The organism is Paenibacillus dauci, from assembly GCF_000971985.1.
Taxonomy (GTDB): Bacteria; Bacillota; Bacilli; order Paenibacillales; family Paenibacillaceae; genus Saccharibacillus; species Saccharibacillus dauci.
This window is the reverse complement of the sequence record NZ_LAQQ01000002.1, coordinates 1-21,198: the sequence shown is the minus strand read 5'-3', so window position 1 is coordinate 21,198 and position 21,198 is coordinate 1. Positions and strand designations below refer to the sequence as shown.

General features: G+C 45.0%; 17 protein-coding genes. 9 read left to right on the top strand and 8 right to left on the bottom strand.

Translation table 11 applies throughout. From position 1 onward, the window contains the following. Positions 1–60: 60 nt before the first annotated feature. From noc to mnmG, 3 genes are all read right to left on the bottom strand, one after another. Entirely contained in the window at positions 61–879 is an 819-nt protein-coding gene (noc, locus tag WH46_RS14440; protein ID WP_017815443.1) for a nucleoid occlusion protein, read from the bottom strand. Between the two features lie 308 nt (positions 880–1,187). Then, positions 1,188–1,910 carry a 16S rRNA (guanine(527)-N(7))-methyltransferase RsmG gene (gene rsmG, locus WH46_RS14435; RefSeq protein ID WP_046227287.1) on the bottom strand — a complete coding sequence of 241 codons (723 nt, stop codon included), beginning with the start codon at positions 1,908–1,910 and terminating at the stop codon, positions 1,188–1,190. A 2-nt stretch (positions 1,911–1,912) separates the two neighbouring features. Then, entirely contained in the window at positions 1,913–3,799 is a 1,887-nt protein-coding gene (gene mnmG / locus WH46_RS14430; protein ID WP_017815445.1) for a tRNA uridine-5-carboxymethylaminomethyl(34) synthesis enzyme MnmG, read from the bottom strand. Positions 3,800–4,050: 251 nt separating this feature from the next. Between mnmG and WH46_RS14425 the strand changes: the two genes are divergently transcribed. Then, complete coding sequence (locus WH46_RS14425) at positions 4,051–4,245, top strand: YjzC family protein (protein WP_017815446.1); 195 nt, start codon at positions 4,051–4,053, stop codon at positions 4,243–4,245. A 36-nt stretch (positions 4,246–4,281) separates the two neighbouring features. On the opposite strand, the gene mnmE is transcribed toward WH46_RS14425, so the two are convergent. The 5 genes from mnmE to rpmH form a co-directional block, all read right to left on the bottom strand. Further along, positions 4,282–5,658, bottom strand: a complete 1,377-nt coding sequence (gene mnmE / locus WH46_RS14420) for a tRNA uridine-5-carboxymethylaminomethyl(34) synthesis GTPase MnmE (RefSeq protein ID WP_046227286.1) — start codon at positions 5,656–5,658, stop codon at positions 4,282–4,284. A 117-nt stretch (positions 5,659–5,775) separates the two neighbouring features. Then, positions 5,776–6,522, bottom strand: coding sequence for an RNA-binding cell elongation regulator Jag/EloR (jag, locus tag WH46_RS14415; protein WP_046227285.1), 747 nt, complete (start codon positions 6,520–6,522; stop codon positions 5,776–5,778). Positions 6,523–6,585: 63 nt separating this feature from the next. After that, positions 6,586–7,446, bottom strand: a complete 861-nt coding sequence (locus WH46_RS14410) for a YidC/Oxa1 family membrane protein insertase (RefSeq protein ID WP_026136405.1) — start codon at positions 7,444–7,446, stop codon at positions 6,586–6,588. 76 nt (positions 7,447–7,522) lie between these two features. Beyond that, the gene (rnpA, locus tag WH46_RS14405; protein WP_017815450.1) at positions 7,523–7,873 is read right to left on the bottom strand and encodes a ribonuclease P protein component; all 351 of its coding nucleotides are present in this window, start codon (positions 7,871–7,873) and stop codon (positions 7,523–7,525) included. Positions 7,874–8,078: 205 nt separating this feature from the next. Further along, positions 8,079–8,213 (bottom strand): 50S ribosomal protein L34, encoded by a 135-nt coding sequence (gene rpmH / locus WH46_RS14400; protein WP_017815451.1) that lies wholly within the window; start codon positions 8,211–8,213, stop codon positions 8,079–8,081. A 248-nt stretch (positions 8,214–8,461) separates the two neighbouring features. Between rpmH and WH46_RS14395 the strand changes: the two genes are divergently transcribed. The 8 genes from WH46_RS14395 (at position 8,462) to gyrA (ending at position 19,537) form a co-directional block, all read left to right on the top strand. After that, positions 8,462–9,406, top strand: a complete 945-nt coding sequence (locus WH46_RS14395; protein ID WP_017815452.1) for an SMI1/KNR4 family protein — start codon at positions 8,462–8,464, stop codon at positions 9,404–9,406. 668 nt (positions 9,407–10,074) lie between these two features. Beyond that, positions 10,075–11,427, top strand: a complete 1,353-nt coding sequence (dnaA, locus tag WH46_RS14390; protein WP_017815453.1) for a chromosomal replication initiator protein DnaA — start codon at positions 10,075–10,077, stop codon at positions 11,425–11,427. Between the two features lie 206 nt (positions 11,428–11,633). After that, positions 11,634–12,776, top strand: coding sequence for a DNA polymerase III subunit beta (dnaN, locus tag WH46_RS14385; protein WP_017815454.1), 1,143 nt, complete (start codon positions 11,634–11,636; stop codon positions 12,774–12,776). Between the two features lie 235 nt (positions 12,777–13,011). Continuing rightward, on the top strand, positions 13,012–13,230 hold the full coding sequence (yaaA, locus tag WH46_RS14380) for a S4 domain-containing protein YaaA (protein ID WP_017815455.1): 219 nt from the start codon (positions 13,012–13,014) through the stop codon (positions 13,228–13,230). Positions 13,231–13,247: 17 nt separating this feature from the next. Beyond that, on the top strand, positions 13,248–14,360 hold the full coding sequence (recF, locus tag WH46_RS14375; protein ID WP_017815456.1) for a DNA replication/repair protein RecF: 1,113 nt from the start codon (positions 13,248–13,250) through the stop codon (positions 14,358–14,360). 15 nt (positions 14,361–14,375) lie between these two features. Next, positions 14,376–14,627 (top strand): extracellular matrix regulator RemB, encoded by a 252-nt coding sequence (remB, locus tag WH46_RS14370; RefSeq protein WP_017815457.1) that lies wholly within the window; start codon positions 14,376–14,378, stop codon positions 14,625–14,627. Positions 14,628–14,679: 52 nt separating this feature from the next. Then, the gene (gyrB, locus tag WH46_RS14365) at positions 14,680–16,599 is read left to right on the top strand and encodes a DNA topoisomerase (ATP-hydrolyzing) subunit B (protein ID WP_017815458.1); all 1,920 of its coding nucleotides are present in this window, start codon (positions 14,680–14,682) and stop codon (positions 16,597–16,599) included. A gap of 388 nt (positions 16,600–16,987) precedes the next feature. Then, a complete protein-coding gene (gene gyrA / locus WH46_RS14360) occupies positions 16,988–19,537 on the top strand; it encodes a DNA gyrase subunit A (protein WP_046227284.1) in 2,550 nt (849 codons plus the stop codon). Positions 19,538–21,198: the final 1,661 nt, after the last annotated feature.

Below are 21,198 nucleotides of genomic sequence, written 5' to 3'. Positions count from 1 at the left end.
AAATCGTTCTGTGATCAGCGTCGGATAAGACAGAAAAAGCGGCTGAATGCCGCCTTGCTGTCAGCGTTTTGGTATTTTGATAACAATTTCGTAGTGATCTTCGTGATCTTGCTCGGACGTGTCGATCGCCAGGCCGGAACCCGAGACCATATCGATCGACTGACGAATCGTATTTAGCGCCAAACGTACATCCTTGCTATAAGACACCCGTTTGGACTTTTTCGCCACCTTGCTTTTTTCTTTATAAAAAGCGACACGCGCTTCGGTTTGTTTGACATTCAGCTCTTTTTCGATAATTTCGTTCATCAGGCGCAGCTGAATCTCCTCGCTGTCGAGTGACAGCAGGGCTCTCGCATGTCTTTCGGTTAGCTGACGGTTCATCAGTGACTGCTTGATTTCTTCCGGAAGTTGCAGCAATCTGATCTTATTGGCAATTGTCGACTGGCTTTTGCCAAGACGCTGTGCCAGACTTTCCTGGGTTAATGAATGCAGCTCAATCAGCTTATGGTAGGCAATAGCTTCCTCGATGGAAGTCAGATTCTCCCGCTGCAGATTCTCGATCAAAGCGATTGACGCTGCCTGCGAGTCATTGAACTCACGTATAATGGCCGGAATGGTAGCCAATCCGAGTTTGGTTACGGCTCTCCAGCGTCGTTCCCCCGCAATAATCTCATATTTTCCATTTCGCATCCGCACGACAATCGGCTGAATTACTCCATGCGTCTTGATCGTCTGGCATAACTCGTCGATTTTGGCATCATCGAAAATAGTACGGGGCTGAAACGGACTGGTTGTAATATTCGCAACCGGTATCTGTTTGACTTCATCCCCGCTAGCACGTTCAGACAAGCCAAACAATTTGGAAATTTGTTCTTTCATTCGGTATGAGACCACCTAATCTTATGATAGCAGCACCTGGTCTGCAGGTGTGCTTTATACTGACTCTCTGGCTGCATAATCCGGACCTGTCCTGCTCCGGTATTTTCCATCTGCTCCGTCTACTCATTTTATCACTTTTCGCCTTATAATCCTATGATTACCGTAGAATTTTCTATGAAAACTTCCGTCTGCAATTGTTCTGTAAATACTGTCGTATAGCTGTTTTTTACGGATACCAACATAAAAAAGGCGCCTTGCGGCGCCTTTGGCTTTTTCCTTTATTGTTCCACGTGAAACATCAAATTTGCTTATAGCAGCGGTTCTTTGAGTGGTGTACCCGGCTTACGTGGATACTTCACCGGTGTAGCCGCTTCTTTTTGTATGAGGATAATATGACGATCGGATTCCTCAACCGGCAGCTGGAAATGATGTACCTGCTGCACTTTGCCTCGCAGCAGTCCCAGACTTCGATAAGCTTCCTGAATCTCTTCGGCAGGATCGCTGCCTTTCATCGCTGCGAATGTTCCACCCGTTTTGACAAAAGGAAGACAGAACTCGTTCAATACTGCCAGTTTGGCTACAGCACGTGCTGTTACCAGATCATGCGCATCCCGGTATCCATCTTTGCGTGCTACTTCCTCGGCACGTCCATGAATCAGTTCAACATCTACCAGACCGAGACGATCCACCACACTTTGCAGGAATTTGATTCGCTTATTCAGGGAATCAATAATCCGTAGCTTGATATGTGGGAACAGAATTTTCAGAGGAATACCGGGAAATCCTGCACCCGAACCAATATCGGCAAGGGATTGTACATGATTCAGATCGGTATAGAATGCGAGTGTCACCGAATCATAAAAGTGCTTGTTGTATACCTGATCCCGCTCGGTAATACCGGTCAGGTTCATTTTTTCATTCCATGTGATCAGTTCTTCGTAATAATCTTCGAACTGCTGCAGTTGCTGCTCATTCACCTGGATATGGTGTGCTGCGAGTGCTTCTGTAAATTGCTGCTGTACCTGATCCATTATTACCCCCGTGCTGCCGTTACCCGGTTATAGTGCTCCAGATAGACAAGCAGAATCGAAATATCTGCCGGCGTCACACCGGAAATACGGGAAGCCTGTCCGATCGACAACGGGCGGATTTTAGCCAGTTTTTGCTGAGCTTCAATCGCCAGTCCCTTTACGTCTTCGTAAACAATATCTTCAGGCAGCTTTTTCTTTTCCATTTTTTTGAGACGTTCTACATGAGCCTGCTGTTTCTCGATATAGCCGGCATATTTGGTCTGAATTTCGACCTGTTCCTTCATTTCCTCGGTCAGCTCTTCCGGTGATGGAGAGATGCTTTCGATATGAGTATAGCCCACTTCGGTACGACGCAGTACAGTCAGCAGATCGGTACCATTTTGCAGTGGTGCCGACTCCAGACTGGCCAGCAGTTCATCTACCTCTACCGGCTTCACTTTGACTTTGCGTAGACGCTCGATTTCACGCTCTACTTTGGACTTTTTGTCCAGGAACTTTTGATAGCGTTCTTCGGTAACCAGGCCAATCTCATGACCAATCTCGGTCAGACGCAGATCTGCATTGTCATGACGAAGTAGCAGACGATATTCCGCGCGTGAAGTCAAAAGGCGGTACGGCTCGTTGGTTCCTTTGGTAACCAGGTCATCGATCAGCACACCGATATAGCCCTGGGAACGATCCAGTACCAGACCTTCTTTCCCCTGTGCTTTGCGTGCTGCATTGATACCAGCCATGATGCCCTGTCCTGCCGCTTCCTCATAACCGGATGTTCCATTGATTTGTCCGGCAGTGAACAGACCTGGCAGACGCTTGGTTTCCAGTGTAGGCCACAATTGCGTAGGTACCATTGCGTCGTATTCAATCGCATAACCGTTACGCATCATTTTCACATTTTCCATCCCCGGGATCGAACGCAGTACCCGCAGCTGTACATCTTCCGGCAGACTGGTAGACAGTCCCTGTACATAATACTCGGATGTGTTTTTGCCTTCTGGCTCCAGAAAAATCTGGTGCTTCGGCTTGTCATTAAAACGCACGACTTTATCTTCAATCGATGGACAGTAACGAGGACCCGTTCCTTCGATAATTCCGGAGAACATCGGCGCACGGTGTAGATTATCACTTATGATCTGGTGCGTCTCCCCGGATGTATAGGTCAGCCAGCATGGCAGCTGCTCATTAGTGGATGACTCGGTTTCGTAAGAGAAAAACTTGGGCTTGTCGTCTCCCGGCTGGATTTCCGTTTTGGAGAAATCAATCGTATCACGGTGTACACGCGGCGGTGTTCCCGTTTTGAAACGAACCAGTTCAAAGCCAAGCTCGCGCAGATGATCCGACAGTTTGAGTGACGGCTGCTGGTTGTTTGGGCCGCTCTCATAAGCCAGTTCACCCATGATAACCTTACCGCGCAGATACGTACCGGTTGTCAGTACGATAGATTTGCCTTTGTAGGTTGTACCCGTCTGTGTAATCACACCGGTACATACACCATCTTCAATAATCAGACGATCCACCATGCCCTGGCGAAGTGTCAGATTCGGCTCATTTTCCATCGTTTCTTTCATACTGTGCTGATACAGGAATTTGTCAGCCTGTGCACGCAGTGCATGTACAGCTGGACCTTTACCGGTATTCAGCATACGCATTTGAATAAATGTCTTGTCGATATTGCGGCCCATTTCGCCGCCCAGTGCATCAATTTCACGTACAACATGGCCTTTGGCCGGTCCGCCGATTGACGGGTTACATGGCATAAAAGCAATCATATCCAGATTGATCGTTACCATCAGCGTACTGCATCCCATTCGTGCTGCAGCCAGAGCTGCCTCACTGCCGGCATGACCTGCGCCAATAACGATTACATCGTATTCTCCACCCATATAGCTCATGGGTATTCCTCCTCTATAGCTCAAGCTGAATCTTCTCAGCTGACAGGTAAATTAAAAGCTGCAAGAATAGACTCACAGCCATACTCAAGTAGTATATCGTAAAATGAACAGCGATATGAGAGAAAATGAAAATTAAAATAATTTTAAATAAGTGGGTAAATATAGTATAGCGGTATCTAAAGCCACTAAGAGCATCTCAATTTATGAAATTCACATGAAATCCTTATTTCACTTTAAAAGGAGGACTCGATATGACAGATCATAATCACAAACCCGGTGAAAAGGTGACCGATTCCGGTCAATACCAGGAGCGCGGACCTCATGAACAGAAAGTGACCGAAAATGAGACTACTGCCATTGAAGGCAAGACGTTCCCGCCGACTGATAAAGCCGGTGACCACTGGACGCTCGTTGATAAAACCAAGCACAAGCGCAGTGGCAAATAAAATACCGATTCTGGATCATTTCTCCCGGTTTTCTGTTTATTTGCCCAGACAGAACTGGGAGAAGATCTGGTCAATCAGGGAATCGGGTGCGGAGTCGCCGATAATCTCGCCCAGCTGTTCCCAGGCCAGACGTACATCAATCTGGATCATATCGATTGGAATCAATTGGTCAGCCGCTTCATACGCATCTACCAAAGATTGTCTGGCTTGTTTAAGCAGACCAATATGCCGCACATTACTTACATAGGTCATATCTGCTGCTTCCAGCTTACCGCCAAAGAACAGGGACGAAATAGCCTGTTCCAGACGATCGATTCCTTCCTCATTTACAATGGACATCGGCACTATGCTTTCTTCCTGTACATATTGCAGCAGCTGATCCATATCCAGCTGACGCGGCAAATCAATCTTGTTCATAATCACGATCACCTGGCGATCCCGGATCTGCTCCAGCAGCTCCAGTTCATCTGCGTTCAGTGGTTCACTGCTATTCAGTACCAGCAGCAGTAGATCCGCTTCATTTACAGCACTGCGTGAACGCTCTACACCTATTTTTTCGACAATATCCATAGTCTCACGAATACCTGCTGTATCCAGCAGTTTGAGCGGAATATTGTTGATACTGACGAATTCTTCAATCACATCACGCGTGGTACCCGGAATGTCGGTTACAATCGCACGATTATCCTGTGCCAGCGCATTTAGCAACGATGATTTCCCTGCATTCGGTCTGCCAACAATTGCTGTCGTAATACCTTCACGCAGTATCTTCCCTTCATTGGCCGTGCGCAGTAGTTCATCAATCGCCTTCATTACTTCGGCGGACTTTTCCTTAATCAATTCAGAAGTAAATGATTCCACATCATGCTCCGGGTAATCGATATTTACTTCAATATGAGCCAGTGTCTCTATCAGTGTCTGCTGTAGAGGCTTGATCTGACGGGACAGCTTGCCTTCCACCTGCTTCAATGCCACGGTAAAGGCACGATCCGATTTGGAACGAATCAGGTCAATTACACCTTCTGCCTGCGACAGGTCGATCCGTCCATTCAAAAAGGCACGTTTGGTGAATTCGCCCGGCTCGGCGATACGAATCTTCTGCTGCAGCAACATATCCATCACTCGTCGTACCGCCACAACACCGCCGTGGGAACTGATTTCCACTACATCTTCCATCGTAAAAGAGCGTGGTGCACGCATGATCGTTACCAGCACTTCCTCTACTTTTTCCCCGGTTGCCAAATCCGTAATAAATCCATAGTGCACCGTATGACTATCTGCCTGCTGAAGCGGAATCCGTCCTTTAAAAATAGCATCCACTTCCTGTACAGCTTCAGGACCGCTTACCCGGATTACCGAGATACTCGCTTCGCCTACCGCTGTCGCAATTGCTGCAATTGTATCGCTGATCATTGCTGCTCCACCCTTTCCTATTTTCCTATCTATAGTTACAGAATCCTGTTCTGCTGTTTGGCTAAATAAAAAGCAATGATCTCCTGTCCGCAGACAGAAAATCATTGCATGTAAGACTTAACGAAGAGTAATCACTACACGGCGATTCGGTTCTTCACCTTTGCTGACCGTTTTGACCCGGTTATGATTTTGCAGCCGGGCATGTATGACTTTGCGTTCCTGCGAAGACATAGGTTCCAGTACGACTTCCTTGCCGGAGCGAATAACACGATTCGCCAGCCGGTCGGCTAATTCTTCCAGCGTTTTGCGGCGCCGATCACGGAAGTTCTCCGCATCCAGCATAATACGAATGTATTTATCGGAATAACGGTTCGCTACGATATTGACCAGATACTGCAGTGCATCCAGTGTCTGACCACGGCGGCCAATCAGCAGACCCAGATCATTACCGGATATGCTCATAATATAGCCGTCGCGGGTTCGTTTTACATCCACTTCCAGCTCCATACCGATACTGTCACCGATCTCTTTGACAAACTGTACTGCTTCTTCGTAAGAGGAAGCTTGCGCTCTGGAGTCGAGCTCCATCGGTTCGGTATCCGGCTGGACCGGAACGGCAGCCTTGGATGGCTGTAGCTCCGGCGCGGGCCGGGGAACATCTGTCGGAATAGAAACCTGAGCAGCGGACTCATGTGTCAGCGTCAGTTCAACCTGCGCCTGTTTTACACCAATCAAGCCCAGGAATCCTTTTGACGGCTGCTGCACTATTCTGATTTGAACATGTTCTTTACTCGTATTAAGACGGGCAAGTCCTTCGGCGATAGCATCATCAATTGTTTTTCCAGACGCAATGACTGTAGTCATTCGATGTTCGGCCCTCCTTGCGGTGGTCGGAATAGTAGAACACAATACTGCTCATGCAGTACATTAGCGACGTTTCTTTTTGGACTTTTTCTTGTTGCGGTTTTTGTTGGCACCGTTACCGGCAGTACCGCGTGTATCTACCGCTACACCCAGATCGGTAACGATCGGTTGGTTGTTGCGATACAGGAAATAGTTCTGAACAATTGTGTAGATATTACTGTATACCCAGTACAGCGGCAACGCTGATGGGAAACTCCAGGCCATAATAACGATAATGACCGGATAAATGTACATCATCATTTGCATCGGTCCCTGCATGGAAGCCGGATTCATTTTCATCATCATCCAGGTCTGCAGGAAAGTAGTGATTGCAGCGATAATCGGGAGGATATGCCATTTGTCAGGCTCACCGAGCTGCATCCATAAGAAGGTATGCTCACGAAGAGCACTGTTATAAATAATCGCATTGTACAGGGCAATAAAGATTGGCATTTGAATCAGGAGCGGGAAACATCCGGCAGCCGGATTAATCTGATTCTCCTGGAACAATTTCATTGTTTCCGCCTGCTGCTTTTGCGGATCATCCTTGTGTTGTTCACGCAGCTTTTGCAATTGAGGCTGAATCGCCTGCATCGCTTTGGAGCTTCTTACCTGCTTGAGTGTTAACGGCAAAATCAGTGTACGTACAATCAATACCAGGACCAGGACAGCCAGACCATATTCACCGTTGAACCATTTGGCAAATGTGTCCAGTGCATATGCAAACCAGTATACGACATACCGGTTCCACCAGCCATGATTTAATAAATCTGCTGTTGTATGGGTTTGTACATTGGAAGGCGTACAACCAGCCAACAGGGCTACCATTGCTACAGCAGCCATAAGGAGAAACCATCGTCCTCCACGAGTCTTCAATCGCGACACTTCATAACCCCTCTCTTAACCATTGCATTTCCTTGCAAATCATATCATATTTGCCAGCACAAATAAACCGAAACCACTAGCGTTGTGAACGCTTAAGTAATGAAGATTTGCGCAGTACATGCAGGATACTTTTTTCGAGTTCCTTATATTGAAGGGACAGGGCTCCCTTGCGTACGATCAGTACCATATCAATATGCGGGACAATCTCCCCGGCATGATGACGTACGATTTCCTTGACTACACGGCGCATCCGATTCCGGACAACCGCATTGCCTACCTTTTTGCTCACAGACACACCCATGCGGAATTGCTCAATCTCTTTTTTGTGAAACCAGTACACCACAAACTGATGATTGGCAAAGGAGCGGCCATGACGGTAGACACGGCTGAAGTCGGCTCGATTCCGTAAACGCAGCTTTTTTTGCACCGTAAATTCTCCTTACTGTTTACTTGGGCATCGCTTGCTGAATTATTTATCTAGTGACCCGTTCTCCATTTTATTGCAAAATCATCTGGAAAACAGATTCATTTTTATTATAAAAAGCTTCCTTAACGACGGATCGGGACCAAAATAGATCCCAAAAATCCGGAATTAAGAAAAAAAGACCACCGCAGTGGTCTTTACGTACATATTAGGCACTGATGACTTTTCTGCCTTTAAGGCGACGAGCCGCCAGCACTTTACGGCCGTTTTTAGTACTCATTCTTTTACGGAATCCGTGTACTTTACTACGTTTTCTTACATTCGGTTTGAATGTCGGTCTCATATTGTGCACCTCCTTGCAGGTAATCTATATCCCATATTGATTCTATGTCTAATTCACATAAAAATACCATTTTATATTTAATCATGAATAGTACGGTGGCGTCAATGGATTTTCTGCAATTTGTTAGAATAAATTATGGCCCCCTATGCAATATGAAGCCTGATGCATTCGGGATTCTCTTGAATATACCTGATAAAATCATATTAAGCTATACCTATTCCATAAATTTAAGAAAAGGGGATATCTGTATGAATTCGGAATGGATTGAACAATTGAACAGCTGGCATGAAGAGGAGCAGTATGAACGGATTGCCAAACAGATCGAAGAAATTCCGGCAAGTGAGCGAAATTATGAACTCACCGGACAACTGGCCAGAGCCTATAACAATCTGGCACGTTACCGGGAAGCACTGGAACTTTTGTTGTCCACAGCTTCTGAAGGAAAAGAAGACTACGCCTGGCATTTCCGCCTGGGATATGCCTACGCTCACCTGGCTTACTACGATAAAGCTATTTCTGCTTTTGAGCAGGCAAACCGGCTTCATCCAGAAGATGAGCATGTTCAGGAATTTCTGTCGGGCTTCCGGCCTTATGCACAGAAAATGGAACAGGATCGACAGCGGTACGAACAAGAAGCGGCATTATGGAAACAACAGCATGGTGCGCAGCTGCCTTTTGACTCTTTTGACCTGAGCGATTTTTGGGAAGAGAGCGAATATGCTACGGAAAATCATATAGAGCCTCCGTTTGATGAGGAAATAATCCGATCGATTGAGCAGAAGCTGGGTTACAAGCTACCAGCTTCTTATATCGCCCTGATGCATACGCAAAATGGCGGCTTTCCTACCCGTACTGATTTCTCGACAGCAGAAGCCACCTCGTGGTCAGAACATCATATAGCCATTACGAGTATATCCGGAATTGGCAGCCAAAAAGCATATTCACTTACCGGAGAGATGGGCAGCCGTTTCATGATCGAAGACTGGGGATATCCGGATCTGGGCATTGTAATCTGTGATTGTCCTTCTGCTGGACATGATGTTGTTATGCTGGATTATCGTTTTTGCGGACCTTCAGGCGAACCAGCCGTTGTTCATGTTGATCAAGAGGGTGGATATGAGATCACGTATCTGGCTCCAAACTTTGAAGCTTTTATCTGTGGACTGGTAAATGCAGAGGAATTTGATCTGTAAGGAAATGCTTCTATTTATCCATGAATAACCATCCTCTCTCCTCTCGATAGCTGCAGATCTTCCGAACTTCAGACTTTTCAGTAGAAATATAAACGGCTAAATACAAAAACGACTGCTATCCGTTCTCTCGGAGCAGTCGTTTTTTATATGTATCTGATTTTTCTGTTTTCTCAATGCCGAATCAACAGAGGGTGTACTTATCATCCTATTCTCTTCTCCTCCATTTCCAGTTTATCCACAATCAAAAGAAATCCCGAAATTATACACAGTTATTCACTTATTGACAGAAAGCCTGTGTATAATCATTTTTGGTTCTTCACAACTTCCACTTCTGTTCCGAACAATTTATAAACAATATCTAGTGGTGTGAATAACTTTTATACACAACAGATTGAATTTGTGGATAAATTATCAGTTTTCGTTGAAATAAAGGGTTCTTTTTGCTATTATGATATTGTTTTCGTTGTGAATAGATAATTAAAACTTAAAAACTATCAACAGCCTGTGGATAAAGTTGTGAACAATTTCTTCTTATCCATTTTTTATTTTATTCACCGTTTCGGTATTCTGGGGATAAATCATGCCATTTACCATATCCATTATCTATATTTCCGATATCTGCACATGGCTTCAGCCACACATTGGAAGTTTAAAAGGAGTGACAGTCTGTGGACAGCCATACCTCCGAATTATGGCAGCAAATTCTATCTATTATTCAGACAAAGCTAAGCAAGCCCAGCTTTGATACTTGGTTCAAGGCAACCAAAGCGCTGACATTTACGGAAAATCTGATCGTTATTTCAGCACCGACCACCTTCGCTGTAGAATGGCTGGAAAGCCGGTATACCAAACTGGTTAGTTCCACCGTTTTTGAATTTTTGGGAAGACAGGTAGACGTCAAATTCGTCATTGAAGAAGCCGTTCCCGAGGAGACACTTATCCCCCAGCAGGCACCGGTGCAGCCGGCAGTTGTGCAGTCGGAAGAGCCCCTCGCCAATATGCTCAATCCCAAATACACATTTGATACCTTTGTTATTGGTGCGGGCAACCGTTTTGCCCACGCTGCTTCACTTGCTGTCGCCGAAGCGCCGGCCAAAGCCTATAATCCGCTGTTTTTATACGGTGGTGTGGGACTTGGCAAGACGCATCTGATGCATGCGATCGGACACTACATTTTGCAGCACAACCCCAACAGCAAAGTCGTCTACATTTCTTCGGAGAAATTTACAAACGAATTTATCAATTCAATCCGGGATAACCGCGGAGAAAGCTTCCGCAACAAGTACCGGAATATCGATATTTTGCTGATTGATGATATTCAATTTCTGGCGGGAAAAGAGTCGACACAGGAGGAGTTTTTCCATACGTTTAATGCCCTGCATGAAGAAAGCAAGCAGATCATTATTTCGAGTGACCGCCCTCCAAAAGAGATTCCAACATTGGAAGAACGGCTCCGCTCAAGGTTTGAGTGGGGATTAATTACAGATATTCAGCCTCCGGATCTGGAGACGCGGATTGCTATTCTGCGGAAAAAGGCAAAAGCGGAGAATCTGGATATTCCGAACGAAGCGATGATGTATATTGCCAATCAGATCGATACAAACATCCGTGAGCTGGAAGGTGCATTGATCCGGGTAGTAGCCTATTCCTCTCTGACCAATCAGGATGTGACTTCTCATCTGGCAGCCGAGGCTTTGAAGGATATTATTCCTTCCAGTCGCCCCAGAATCATCACGATTCAGGATATTCAGCAGCGGGTTGGCGAATATTACAACCTCAAACTGGAAGATTTCAAAGCAAGAAAACGAACCAAAGCTGTAGCGTTCCCTAGGCAGATTGCCATGTATCTGTCCCGTGAGCTGACAGACTACTCGCTGCCCAAAATCGGCGAAGCTTTTGGCGGACGTGACCATACAACTGTCATACATGCCCACGAGAAAATTTCCCAGTCACTCAAGGTGGACCAGGAATTGTTTAAAGTCGTTAACAGTCTGATGGATAAGATCAAAAATCCATCCTGAACAACTAACAAGCCTATACACACTTTATACACATGTGGATAGGCTTACTTTTATGCGGCTTTGAAGGGGTTATCCACATATTCAGTGCCCCTACTACTATTACTATTAATTAAAAGATATATACTTCTTACATTTTGCGTCCGGTTGGACTCTTAAATGGCATGAAGCATATCCAAGCATGAACAATGCTGATTAGGAGTGAAAAAATGAAGATCCAAATATCCAAAACATATCTCAACGATTCCATCCAGCAGGTATCCAAAGCGATTTCCAGCCGTACCACCATTCCGATCCTTGGTGGTATCAAATTTGATGTAAACTATGCAGGTGTCACTTTGACAGCAAGCGACACAGATATTTCAATCCAATCTTTCATACCCGCAGAAGATAACGATAAAACAGTTGTTCGTATTGATCGTCCTGGTAGCGTTGTTCTTCCGGCCAAATTTTTCGTAGAGATTATCAAAAAACTGCCTTCCCAGGAAATCGAAATGGAAGTCAAAGATGGATTCCAGACCTTTATCCGTGCAGGCGCTACCGATATCCAGCTTGTTGGACTCGATCCGGAAGAATTCCCTGTTCTGCCTAGCATCGAAGAAAATCAGCAAATCTCTGTTCCAGGCGATCTGCTCAAAAATATGATTAAACAAACGGCCTTCTCCATCTCTACTCAGGAGACGACTCCAATTCTTACCGGTGTACTATGGAACCTAGCAGAAGGCGAACTGAAATTCGTCGCTACCGATCGTCACCGTCTGGCCAGTCGTACAGTTAACACAGGCGAAGATACCGGTGTTCGTTTTAGCAATGTAGTTATTGCAGGCAAAACACTCAATGAACTGAGCAAAATAATTCCTGACCAAAATCAGCTACTGGATATCGTTGTAGCCGATAATCAGGTATTATTTAAAATTGACCGTGTACTGTTCTACTCGCGCATTCTGGATGGTACCTATCCGGATACCTCCAAAATTATTCCGACCAGCTTCAAAACCGAATTGGTGATCGACACCAAAAAGCTGGCTGATTCGATCGACCGTGCATACCTGCTGTCCCGCGAAGAGAAAACGAATATCGTGCGGATGCAGACGCTGGAAAATGGCGCTGTAGAAATCTCTTCCAGTTCTTCCGAACTCGGACGTGTAACCGAGCAGCTGGACATTGCCCGATTTGAAGGCGAACCGCTGCGCATCTCGTTCAACTCCAAATACATGCTTGATGTGCTCAAAGTCATCGAGAGTGAACAGCTTTCAATCCAGTTTACAGGCATCATGAGTCCGATTATTATCAAGCCACTGGATGAGAGCCGCAGTTTGTATATCATTCTGCCGTACCGTACAACCAACTAATCTCCGGGATTTGTAATCTATTTCCGGATCAACTATATCAGGCTGTCTGTCGGACCAGGACAACAGGTCATTCTCCGGCAGGTCATGCATTCTGTAAAATAGCCGGGTACTTTGCATACTGTCTGTAATAGTGCGACAATCACTAGTACAAGATGCAAAGAGACCTGGCTATTCTATTCATCCCTACTGGCATCTATTTACGCCCATCTGTCATTGAAAGGACGGTTATTTATTCATGAAAAACATTTCGATTTCCACCGAATATATCAAGCTGGATCAGTTTTTGAAGCTGGCGGACTGCGTATCTACAGGAGGAAGTGCCAAAGCCCTTTTGCAGGAGCAAATGGTAAAAGTAAACGGAGAAATTGAAGAACGCCGTGGACGCAAGCTGTATTCTGGCGATGAAGTACAGGTACAAGGCGAGGGGTCTTTCAAAGTTCAAAGTGGACAATAATCCGGAGGATCTTATCCATGTTTATTAATCAGATCAGTCTGCAGAATTACCGCAATTACGAGAATATCCAGCTGGATTCCTTTTCCCCCGTCAATCTATTCATCGGGCAAAATGCACAGGGCAAGACCAATCTGATCGAAGCTCTTTTTGTGCTGGCTCTGTCCAAATCCCACCGGACCAATAAAGACAAAGAACTAATTTCCTTTGGCGCCGACAATGCCAGAATCACCTGCGAAGCCGAGAAAAAATACGGTAATGTCAAACTGGAACTGAATTTCTCATCCAGAGGCAAAAAAGCCAAAATCAACGGCCTTGAGCAACGTAAGCTAAGCGATTTTATCGGTACCATCAATGCTGTTATGTTCGCCCCCGAAGATCTGGAGATTGTCAAAGGCTCTCCAGGTATACGCCGTCGTTTTCTCGACATGGAGATTGGACAGGTACAGCCAAGCTACCTGTACCATCTGCAGCAGTATCAAAAAATACTCGTTCAGCGTAATAATTACCTCAAGCAATCGTGGAGTGCCGGCAGCAAGGATGCCACGATGCTGGATATCTGGAATGAGCAGCTGGTTGAACATGGTGTCAAAATCGTTCGCAAGCGCAAACAGTTTATCCACAAGCTTCAGGGCTGGGCAGAAAATATCCACATGGGGATAACTGGTGGCAAGGAAAAACTTGTTCTGTCGTATGTTCCTTCCTTCGGCGGGGTGGAAGAAGAAGATGAAGCTGTCTTATTTGAGCAATTTATGATAAAATTATCACAAGTGAAAGAACAGGAATATCGGCGTGGCGCGACTTTGGCAGGTCCTCACCGCGATGATCTTACCTTTCATATTAACGGGAATGAAGCCGCTGTTTTTGGATCCCAGGGCCAGCAGCGTACCACCGCTTTATCGCTGAAACTGGCTGAAATCGAATTAATACACGAAGAGATCGGAGAATACCCGATTCTTTTGCTGGATGATGTCTTGTCCGAACTGGATCCGTACCGTCAGACCCAGCTGATCGAGACGTTCCAGGATAAAGTGCAGACTTTCATAACAGCGACCGGAATAGAGAGTATCAATGCCGGCCGTCTGAAGGAAGCGCAGATTTTTCATGTCCATCAAGGGCATGTGGAGAAATAAAGGGAGGATTATTCCATGTATATTCACCTGGGCGGCGAGAAGATTATTCGCTTTTCCGAGCTTATTGCCATTTTTGATATATCGATAGAGAAGTCTTCCAAAATCTCCAAGCAGTTCGTCAGCTTTGCCCACGAAGACAAAAAAGTCGAAGCAATTGGCGAAGAAGAGCCCAAATCCATTGTCGTAACCAAGAACAAAGTATATTACTCCCCCATTTCCTCGGCTACACTCAAGAAACGTACCAATACCTTTTTTGCGAATGCATAGATACAGCTGGCGACTCCGGCTGTCTTAAAATATAGAAGTAGGTGAAAACAGCATGTCGATGAATCAACCGGCTTATGATGCCAGTCAGATACAGGTGCTTGAAGGTTTGGAAGCGGTTCGTAAGCGTCCGGGTATGTATATCGGATCGACCAGCTCCAAGGGACTTCATCATCTGGTCTGGGAAATTGTAGATAACAGTATTGACGAAGCATTGGCAGGGTACTGTGATCATATCGAAGTAACCATCCATGAAGATAACAGCGTAACCGTTGTAGATAACGGACGCGGTATTCCAGTAGGTGTAGAAGCCAAAACACAACGTTCCGCACTTGAAGTCGTTATGACTGTCCTCCATGCCGGTGGTAAATTTGGCGGCGGCGGATATAAAGTATCCGGCGGTCTGCACGGTGTTGGTGTATCCGTTGTGAACGCATTGTCCGAGCATGTACGCGTTGTCGTCAAAACGGAAGGCAAAGTACACCAGCAGGAATATACACGCGGTGCTCCAATGTACGATATCAAGGTTCTGCGTGATATGACAGAGGACGAAGGTACAGGAACAACAGTTACCTTTAGACCCGATTCAGAGATCTTTACAGAAACAACCGTTTATGATTATGATACGCTGCTTGGCAGAATCCGTGAGCTGGCTTTCCTGAACAAAGGAATCGCCATGACGCTGACAGACGAGCGTACAGGCGTGTCCAATCATTTCAAATACGATGGCGGTATTATCGAGTACGTGCAGTATCTGAATCAGAATCGCGAAGTGATTAGCGAACAGCCGATCTACGTCGAAGGTACACGTGATCAGATTCAGGTAGAGATCGCATTGCAGTACAACGAAGGATATACCGAGAATATTTATTCTTTTGCCAACAACATCAATACGCATGAGGGCGGTACACACGAATCCGGCTTCAAGAGTGCATTGACGCGGATCATTAACGACTATGCACGTCGTAACGGACTGCTCAAAGACAACAACAGCAATCTGACTGGTGAAGACGCACGTGAAGGTCTGACCGCAATCATTTCCGTCAAGATTCCGGAACCTCAATTCGAAGGACAGACCAAGACCAAGCTGGGTAACAGCGAAGTTCGCGGTATTGTGGAATCCCTGTTCTCCGAGAAGCTGCAGGAATTCCTGAATGAGAATCCTTCTGTAGCCCGCCGGGTACTGGACAAAGCATTGCAAGCATCCCGTGCGCGTGAAGCAGCCCGCAAGGCACGCGAATTGACACGTCGTAAAAGCGTACTTGAAGTTAGTGCACTGCCGGGTAAACTGGCAGACTGCTCCTCCAAAGATGCTTCGATCAGTGAACTGTATATCGTTGAGGGTGACTCTGCAGGCGGTTCGGCCAAGCAGGGACGCGATCGTCATTTCCAGGCGATTTTGCCGCTGCGCGGTAAGATCCTCAACGTAGAGAAAGCACGTCTGGATCGCATTCTGGGTAATGCCGAGATTCGTGCAATCATTACAGCGCTGGGTACAGGAATTGGCGATGAGTTCGATTTGTCCAAAGCCCGTTATCACAAAGTCATCATCATGACCGATGCCGATGTCGATGGTGCCCATATTCGTACGCTGCTGCTGACATTCTTCTACCGCTACATGCGTCAGATTATTGAAGCAGGCTACGTCTATATCGCTCAGCCGCCGCTGTTCAAGGTAGAACGCAATAAAACAGCAGTTTATGCGAACTCTGAAAAAGAGCGCGATGAAATTATTGCCGGCTTTGGCGAGAATGCCAAGTTTAACGTACAGCGTTACAAAGGTCTGGGAGAGATGAATGCGACCCAGCTGTGGGAAACAACCATGGATCCGGAGAGCCGCATCATGCTGCAGGTCAGCATCCAGGATGCGATTCTGGCAGACGCTATCTTTGATACGCTGATGGGCGATAACGTAGAGCCACGACGCGATTTCATTCAGGAAAACGCCAAGTACGTTAAAAACCTCGACTTCTAATGCATCCGTTTATAAACGAATAATCAGTATGCTGTAGTGTAATTATGCAAATTACAGAGAGCATCCGCGAAGCTGCGGATGCTCTTTTCATTAGCTTTTGTTGTTTCAGGAAAGGAAGCATCCGATTTATCATTTTTTACAGCAAATACATGCGAAATAACGTCAAAATACAGGACAGAATTGCAGAAAAATGGTATAATAAAGTGATGTAGCCGTAGGCATCCATAGTGTATGTAACACCGCACCATGTAACGATTTTCAACCCCAATCTGGTGACAAGAAACTTATTTTCATACAAAGAGTGAATACGAAGCTAAACATTCGGTATTCAGTCGATGAGCATCCATTTGTGCAAACGAAGGCTGCAATAAGGGAGGCTAAGCTTAGCATGGCGGAAGAGAATATTTCGCAAATTAAAGAACGGGATATTGGTACAGAGATGCGCGAGTCCTTTATGGACTATGCGATGAGCATCATCGTCAGCCGGGCTTTGCCTGACGTGCGTGACGGATTGAAGCCTGTACACCGGCGTATTTTATATGCAATGTCGGAATTGGGCATGGCACCGGACAAACCGTACAAGAAATCGGCGAGAATCGTCGGTGAAGTTATCGGTAAGTATCACCCACACGGTGATTCTGCTGTATATGAGACCATGGTACGTATGGCGCAGGATTTCTCGATGCGTTATATGCTGGTAGATGGTCATGGTAACTTTGGTTCGATTGATGGAGATATGGCAGCAGCTATGCGTTATACCGAAGCCCGTATGTCCAAAATGGCTTTGGAAATGCTGCGTGATATCAACAAGGAAACAGTCGACTTTGCTCCCAACTATGATGGTGAAGAAAAAGAACCGATTGTTCTTCCTGCACGTTATCCGAATCTGCTGGTAAATGGCGTATCGGGTATCGCGGTAGGTATGGCTACCAATATTCCTCCTCATAATCTGGGCGAGGTCATTGATGGTGTTCAGGCGATGATCCAGAATCCGGAGATTACATCGATGGAACTGATGGATTATATCCATGGTCCTGATTTCCCGACGGCCGGTTATATTCTGGGGCGCTCCGGTATTCGCCAAGCGTATCAGACAGGACGCGGCGCTGTTACCATGCGTGCCAAAGCTACCATCGAAGAAAACAACAACAAGGCTCGTATTGTAGTGAACGAGCTTCCTTATCAGGTGAACAAAGCTCGTCTGGTAGAGAAGATTGCTGAACTGGTACGGGAGAAACGCATCGAAGGAATTACGGATCTGCGTGATGAATCCGATCGTAACGGTATGCGGGTCGTGATCGAGCTCCGTCGTGATGTGAATCCTAGTGTTGTATTGAACAACCTGTACAAACACACAGCTATGCAGTCCACATTTGGTGTGAATATGCTGGCGATTGTAAATAATGAACCGAAATTGCTTGGTCTGCGCGAAGTTATTTATCATTACATCCAGCATCAGATCGAAGTCATTCGTCGTCGTACCCAGTTTGAGCTCAAAAAGGCAGAAGCCCGTGCTCATATTCTGGAAGGATTGCGTATTGCACTGGATAATCTGGATGATGTTATTGCGCTGATCCGTGCTTCCCAGACATCAGAAGCGGCTCGTGAAGGATTGATCGCACGCTTTGCACTGAGTCCGGAACAAGCCCAGGCGATTCTGGATATGCGTCTGCAGCGTCTGACTGGCCTGGAACGCGACAAGATCGAGAACGAATATAACGAGCTGCTGCGTATGATCGGAGAATATCGTGATATTCTGGCCAATGAATCCCGTGTTCTGGAGATCATCAGTGAAGAACTGAATGAGCTCAAAGAACGCTTTGGAGACGAGCGACGTACCGAGATTACAATTGGCGAAGAAAGCATTTTGGACGAAGACCTGATTCCACAGGAAGAGGTTGTTGTTACCGTCACGCATACCGGTTATATCAAACGTTCACCAGTTACTACCTACCGCAGTCAGCGACGCGGCGGACGCGGTGTAATGGGTGTGGATATGAAAGATCAGGACTTTGTCCAGCATCTGTTCGTAACCAACTCTCACCACCATCTGCTGTTCTTCACCGACAAAGGTAAAGTATACCGAATCAAGGCATACGAGATTCCGGAATTGGGTCGTACTGCACGTGGTACACCAGTTATCAACCTGATTCAGATCGAACAGGGTGAATCCGTTAACGCGGTTATTGCGGTCGAGAACTTCGAAGGGGATCAATACTTGTTCTTCGCTACCCAGCAGGGTGTAGTGAAGAAGACACGTCTGGATGACTACACGAATATTCGTAAAGGCGGTCTGATCGCTATTAATATGCGTGAAGATGACGAACTGATCGAAGTGAAGCTGACAGATGGACAGCAGGATATCGTTATGGGTACAGCCTACGGTATGTCGATCCGCTTTAATGAGAATAACGTACGTTCCATGGGACGCAGCGCGACCGGTGTCAAAGGGATTACCCTGGATGAAGGCGACTCTGTAGTGGGTATGGATCTTATTAATGATGATCTCAAAGTACTCATTGTCACAGCCAAAGGATACGGTAAACGTACACCTGGCGCAGAATACCGTCTGCAGACACGTGGTGGTAAAGGGATTAAAACTATGAACGTAACAGACAAAAATGGTCAGCTCACAGGACTAAAAGTAGTTGAGGATAATCAGGATCTGATGATTATTACCACCAGTGGTACGCTGATTCGTATGGATATGGAAAGTATCTCTACAATGGGTCGTAATACGCAGGGCGTGCGTCTGATTCATATCCGTGAAGACGACTCTGTAGCAACCATCTGCCGTACCAACAAAAATGAAGAGCCGGAAGAGGATGAATTGGAAGAAGCAGAGCAGGCAATGGAAAATACCATTGTTGAGACGATTGAAGAAACCAATGATTTCCCTGAACCGGATGCTTCTCCTGCAGAAGATGTAGAAGAATAAGATAAGCGCAGTAACTTGTGCAAAAGTAAATACATTCAGAGAACAAAATGATCACCATCGGCCTGAACCGACGCAGATTATGATCATAATGTTATTTTTTAACCTCTAGAACCTTTGCAAAATAAGGTTTTAGAGGTTTTTTTCTTACATCGAAGTTGCCCAAACAAGCAGAAGACTAACTTAATAGAGTGAAATAGATTGAAAGTGGATAAAAAATACATATAAATCTGATGAATCAAGTTGTTAGAACTTTATAGATAGAAAGTATGTTAAATAGATGGAGCTTACAATAAGTGATTCACAATAGTGAATCTTTATGATCGGATTAAGGAAAGAGAAGTTGCATAATATCTATGGTAGCAGTGGAAGAATAAAAGCCGAGTATAAAACGAAATAGCGATGTATGTGTAACAAGAGGGAGAATTGCTACTTTGCAAAGGTGAAATCCGAATTACATTTGATTTGGAGATTTGATGTACTTTTATGATGGATGAGATTGGTAAGGGAGCTATTACAGCGATTTCCACTTCTTTTATAACAACAATCAGAAATAACAAAAAATGAATCACGGCCAACTCATGCTGTACATCAAGTGAATTTCGAAAAATACTACTCTAAACGGGTGATCTTGATGAATAAAGAATTTTAATCTATCCTGGCTGAAGAATAATCTCTCTACAAGCTGCTTATCCATATGGAGCATTATTCCTCTATTCTTTGCCTTACCATGTGCTAAAGTGACTAATTTCCGAAGCGTTCGATAAAAATGACTCAGCCATCAACGATAGCCACTTTGCTTACCCACACAGTAACCTAACTATATACAGTACACGAATGTATCAAAGCAATAGCATGCTGTATCGTTTTTTCTGATCACGATCATCGAGTAAAACTCATAGTAGCTTCCAGAAAGGCCATTTATAATTCAATAGAGGATCACAACCTACATATATAGCAGTGCTTATATAACAAATATATATCAGCCTGTAGAGTAAATGTAGATTGGCTTTATATTGTCTGGCGCATAAGTGTAAGGAGAGAAGTTTTGCAAATCGAAGATAAAGCTACAGTAGCAATATAGTGCGACTAATAGAAAGGAATATTCGAATCATCAGAAGATCTTCATAACTTAAAAGCATTAGCCAGTGCTTTCCTCTTAATTATTACGAAATAGAAGGTCTGATCTCACCCTCCTAGTAAAAGCTATTATCAAATCAAGATGCTCTGAACATCAACTACTTAAAATAGTATTAGAAACCTTAAAATAAAAATACATAACAAAAATCTTCTATAATACATATTAGATATATAAAGAGCATGTACTCAACGATTTAAAATAGAACAATAAAATAACATAAGGCAAAATAATATAGGGATATAAAATTTTAACTAATAGTCCTTTTGCTATCTATTCACTACTTAAAGTAAAGTAAAGAAATATAAATCCAAGCCTATATATAAATAAATATAAAAATCGGTAAAAGGGTATTGACGTCGAATATAAAGACGTGATATAGTCTTATGTATAAGTCTTATTAACAACTTATTCGTGAAATTCTTTTCTAAAAAGAATCGAAAAAAACATCAAAAAAAGATGTTGACAGAATGGTTGCTAACATGATAAGATATAAAAGTTGTCACCGAGAGATACGGCGACAACG

Excerpts from the sequence above, each read along its gene's own strand:
- WH46_RS14425 (WP_017815446.1), top strand. The coding sequence starts at position 4,051 with ATGACAGATCATAATCACAAACCCGGTGAAAAGGTGACCGATTCCGGT.
- gyrA (WP_046227284.1), top strand. The coding sequence starts at position 16,988 with ATGGCGGAAGAGAATATTTCGCAAATTAAAGAACGGGATATTGGTACA.
- jag (WP_046227285.1), bottom strand. The coding sequence starts at position 6,522 with ATGACTACAGTCATTGCGTCTGGAAAAACAATTGATGATGCTATCGCC.
- yaaA (WP_017815455.1), top strand. The coding sequence starts at position 13,012 with ATGAAAAACATTTCGATTTCCACCGAATATATCAAGCTGGATCAGTTT.
- noc (WP_017815443.1), bottom strand. The coding sequence starts at position 879 with ATGAAAGAACAAATTTCCAAATTGTTTGGCTTGTCTGAACGTGCTAGC.
- recF (WP_017815456.1), top strand. The coding sequence starts at position 13,248 with ATGTTTATTAATCAGATCAGTCTGCAGAATTACCGCAATTACGAGAAT.
- rsmG (WP_046227287.1), bottom strand. The coding sequence starts at position 1,910 with ATGGATCAGGTACAGCAGCAATTTACAGAAGCACTCGCAGCACACCAT.
- remB (WP_017815457.1), top strand. The coding sequence starts at position 14,376 with ATGTATATTCACCTGGGCGGCGAGAAGATTATTCGCTTTTCCGAGCTT.
- WH46_RS14395 (WP_017815452.1), top strand. The coding sequence starts at position 8,462 with ATGAATTCGGAATGGATTGAACAATTGAACAGCTGGCATGAAGAGGAG.
- mnmG (WP_017815445.1), bottom strand. The coding sequence starts at position 3,799 with ATGAGCTATATGGGTGGAGAATACGATGTAATCGTTATTGGCGCAGGT.
- rpmH (WP_017815451.1), bottom strand. The coding sequence starts at position 8,213 with ATGAGACCGACATTCAAACCGAATGTAAGAAAACGTAGTAAAGTACAC.
- dnaN (WP_017815454.1), top strand. The coding sequence starts at position 11,634 with ATGAAGATCCAAATATCCAAAACATATCTCAACGATTCCATCCAGCAG.
- mnmE (WP_046227286.1), bottom strand. The coding sequence starts at position 5,658 with ATGATCAGCGATACAATTGCAGCAATTGCGACAGCGGTAGGCGAAGCG.
- gyrB (WP_017815458.1), top strand. The coding sequence starts at position 14,680 with ATGTCGATGAATCAACCGGCTTATGATGCCAGTCAGATACAGGTGCTT.